Source organism: Candidatus Eisenbacteria bacterium, from assembly GCA_030017955.1.
Classification (GTDB): Bacteria; Eisenbacteria; RBG-16-71-46; order JASEGR01; family JASEGR01; genus JASEGR01.
The window spans coordinates 1-522 of the sequence record JASEGR010000245.1 but is presented as its reverse complement, the minus strand read 5'-3'; the positions used below and the strand labels follow the sequence as shown (position 1 = coordinate 522).

The following is a 522-nucleotide window of genomic DNA, read 5'->3' as shown; positions in this document are numbered from 1 at the left end:
CCCGCCTCATGGGCGCGTTCATCACTTATCTGTATCTGGCCAAAGGAATCCGCAATTTTTTTGTGCTGGCCCCGAATCTGACTATTTACGACAAACTGATCACGGATCTTTCCGAGCCCAATCACCCCAAATATGTGTTTACCGGCATCGGTGAATTCGTGCACAGACGGCCCTGCATCATCACCGGCGACAATTACCGGGATTTCCGTCAATCCCTGCTGTTTGACCAATCTGAAATCAATATCAACATCTTTAACATCTCCAAAATCAACGCGGAAACCCGGGGCGACGCCGTCCCCCGGATCAAACGCATGTCTGAAGTGCTGGGTGAACCCTATTTCAATTATCTGGCCGGTCTGGATGATCTGGTCCTGCTGATGGATGAATCCCACCATTATCGGGCGGATCGGGGCATGCAGGTCATCAATGAGCTTCAGCCGGTGCTGGGCCTGGAATTGACCGCCACCCCCCAGGTGGAGAGGGGCGGCAACGCCGTCAAATTTAAAAATGTCGTGTATGAAT

The 522-nt window shown here is 52.1% G+C and carries 1 protein-coding gene; it reads left to right on the top strand.

Translation table 11 applies throughout. The features are described 5' to 3' along the window. On the top strand, positions 1-522 hold a 522-nt coding region (locus QME66_14045), incomplete at both ends, for a DEAD/DEAH box helicase family protein (GenBank protein MDI6810059.1).